Source organism: Acetobacter okinawensis (assembly GCF_002153655.1).
Taxonomy (GTDB): Bacteria; Pseudomonadota; Alphaproteobacteria; order Acetobacterales; family Acetobacteraceae; genus Acetobacter; species Acetobacter okinawensis_A.
On sequence record NZ_JOPJ01000019.1, the window covers coordinates 1 to 2,881 of the forward strand.

Annotated in this window: 4 protein-coding genes; 1 reads left to right on the plus strand and 3 read right to left on the minus strand. The window is 40.9% G+C overall.

The window, feature by feature from the left end:
- Positions 1-52 precede the first annotated feature (52 nt).
- Together HK26_RS09365 and HK26_RS09370 are read right to left on the minus strand one after the other, a co-directional pair.
- Entirely contained in the window at positions 53-451 is a 399-nt protein-coding gene (locus HK26_RS09365; protein WP_086639542.1) for a hypothetical protein, read from the minus strand.
- Positions 452-765: 314 nt separating this feature from the next.
- Positions 766-1,185, minus strand: coding sequence for a hypothetical protein (locus tag HK26_RS09370; protein WP_086639543.1), 420 nt, complete (start codon positions 1,183-1,185; stop codon positions 766-768).
- 183 nt (positions 1,186-1,368) lie between these two features.
- Here HK26_RS09370 and HK26_RS13255 point away from each other — a divergent pair, with 183 nt between their 5' ends.
- Complete coding sequence (locus tag HK26_RS13255; protein WP_143296331.1) at positions 1,369-2,292, plus strand: phospholipase D-like domain-containing protein; 924 nt, start codon at positions 1,369-1,371, stop codon at positions 2,290-2,292.
- 14 nt (positions 2,293-2,306) lie between these two features.
- Here the strand turns inward: HK26_RS13255 and HK26_RS09380 are convergent.
- A partial coding sequence (locus tag HK26_RS09380; protein ID WP_219337092.1) for a hypothetical protein occupies positions 2,307-2,881 on the minus strand: 575 nt, incomplete at its 5' end.

Consider the following 2,881-nt stretch of genomic DNA (forward strand, 5'->3'; position numbering starts at 1 on the left):
AGGTGACGCCATAGTCCTGAGCCACCCTTGCCACGTGTAGCCCCGCTAATCATTATTTTCCTTCAAGCTTCTTGCGGAGCCTGTCCAGATTACGCACGGCTTCACGCACATCAGGGATGAGGGATTCTGTTTCAGCATGAGCCATGACATGACCCTCCTGACGTGATTTGATGGCGTATTGCACCAGTGCCCCACACAGTTCAGCCGTGCTTTCCCTGAGCCTGTAAAGCTCCTTGATGTATTCCGGCTTGGGAGGTGTGCGTGGATTATAGGCTTTGACTGGCTTGACCTTCTGATATGTATCAGAGGGAGAAAGAGCACCAGCCAGGCACTCACGCACAAGACTGTTGGCTGTGATGTCACGCTGTCTGGCATGGTTTGTAATGTACGCATATTGTTCATCATCCAGACGAACCAGTAACGATTTTTTCAGTTTTCTTTTTTCACTCATGGAATGGGTCTCCTGCTTAAATGGGGGTCAACGGGGGAAAATGCTTTTCCCCCTTGCCAGTTACCAGTAGACGCAAAGCGGATACTGGTATGCCTGGCTATATTCAAAAGATAACAAAGGAGATGGCAAACAAGATGAGAAAACAGAGAATAAGAAGAAAAGGTATTTTACAGGTCTAATACAGGTGCTTTTTATAAAATGTGTTTCTTGTCTGGAAACTTAAACATCATTGTATGTTGATGAAACATTATAAAAATAGGAAAACAGTCAACATAAAATACTGTTGACTATGAAGGGGAAAACATAAGGAAAGGTCAAGCGGGAACGCTGTTGACTGCTTCCTGATTTTTCTGTTGGCGTGACTTCTTGCGAACAACCTTGCTGACAGCATCTTTCAACGCATAGGTATGGTTTTTGAGTTCTGCGAGGTCTTCAGGATTGTCCTGGATAACATCCAGCAGGGTTTCAAGGTCTTTGAAGATAACAGGAAGCTTTGTGACCTGACTTCTGACACGTTCCCTGTTTACGGCTTCACTGGTGACACGCCACCATTCCAGAACCTCTGCTTTTTCCTGCGTGGTGCATTTATCCAGAATGGCACTGGAAACTAGGGAATAGTAGTAGGGGAAAGAACCAAGGGTTTCCTTAACGGCACGTTTCTTTTCAGGGCTGTATGTCCAACGACTGATTTCCCATTTGGGTCTGGCTTTGTTCTCTAATAATCGAAATTGCATGATAAAATTCTCCTCATAAAATAAATGGTCAACATTTTATTAATGTGACGTTCAAATATAATTATAGATATTAATTTATGCATTACGCAAATAAGTTGTGCAAAAATATTTTGACGACAAAGGTTGCATAATGTGTTGTTTTATTGTGTTATTATTATAACAAAACTCTTTGAGGAAAAGCTCATGGAAGATTTTTTATTTGATGCCTCTCTCAAAAATAAAATCAAAGAAATTATCTCTAGGAAAAATTCTTGTATTGCATCCGCTTTTCTTGGCTTTGGTTCCGAAAAAAATATACCTGATTCATCAAGGATAATTTGCGATATCGGGATGGGTGGAACAAACGCTAATAGTCTTATTGAGATTAGGAAGAAATTGGGGAATGATTTGCGCTGGATGTCCGCATTTCATCCAAAGGTATATCTATCTGATTTGGGATGTATCATTTGCTCTGCAAACCTTTCCAATAATGGAGTAGGTTTTCTTGGGCAAAATGGTCTCATCGAAGTTGGTGTATTTCATGAATATGGTTCGTCTGTTTATACACAAGCTCAAGATTGGTTTGATAAATGTTTCCATCAAGCATTGCCAGTATCTAATGTTGAAATAGATATTGCTCGCAGAACATGGAGTGCTGATAGGAAAGGAATGCCCGATAGTGATGGCACATTGAAAGGATGGAACGTTATATTGACGTATGAAGAAATTGATGAACAATTAAAAGATGACGCGAATATTTTTTTAGAAAACAACCATAGTAAATATAGTATTGATATTAATAATGTTGATTTCTTTCAAGACTTGCCTGAGCCACGCATTCTAAGCGGATACTATATAAACGTGCATGTTGGCAGTAGAGGAAAAATATATATTACTCCTCTTAGATTTTTGTTTTCAAAAAATTTTGAAACCACCTATGGAAAATCTATAGTTTCTTATTTCGAAGCCCTGAAATGGAAAGGACTTCTCTTGAAAAAACCTGATGCGAAAATTCTTTCAAAAAATAGTTCACTTTGGGAAATGATAATTGATAAAGAAGATGAGTGGAGTGACGCAATTATTACTTTAGAAGATTTTGTAAAAGTAATTGGGAATATATTCTCCTAGAGACCTCTGGAAATTTACAGGAGTGTTTGAGAAAACTGTTGCCAGCGATGAGCCGGGAAAGGAATAATCTGACCCGGTTCATCAGTGGCTTTTTCATACTCTGCCACCAGTTCCTCGGCTAATTCCCTGCCAATACAGGTAGCAGAGTTCAGGAACAGCTTCATGTCTTCCCACTGACAGGTTTCCATCCAGGCCGTATCAAGATGAAAGGCTCTACAGCTACTTTTGATCATGTAGCTGTCAAAATCCACCCTGAAAGCCCTGATGGTTCTTCCTTCAAGCAGACTGACAATCTCAGGGTAAATATCTGGCCATGTGGAGACCTTGTTATTATCTATACTCGCACCATGCTGGAGCACGTCTTTGGTCATGTGATGGTAGTTGCTGGCTCCCTCTGCAATCGCCACAGAAGGCTTGCAGAAACGATTGAGCATCAGTTGCCCCTTATGGTCTGTAATCGTAATCTGAAGCACCTGGTCATGGGGGCCCTGACCTGTTGTTTCCACGTTCAGCACCAGATACGTTTTTGCGTGAATTTTCTTCCTTTCTGACATGGGACACTGAGCCAGTTTTCCGGGTCTTTCTATCT

Excerpts from the sequence above, each read along its gene's own strand:
- HK26_RS09365 (WP_086639542.1), bottom strand. The coding sequence starts at position 451 with ATGAGTGAAAAAAGAAAACTGAAAAAATCGTTACTGGTTCGTCTGGAT.
- HK26_RS09370 (WP_086639543.1), bottom strand. The coding sequence starts at position 1,185 with ATGCAATTTCGATTATTAGAGAACAAAGCCAGACCCAAATGGGAAATC.
- HK26_RS13255 (WP_143296331.1), top strand. The coding sequence starts at position 1,369 with ATGGAAGATTTTTTATTTGATGCCTCTCTCAAAAATAAAATCAAAGAA.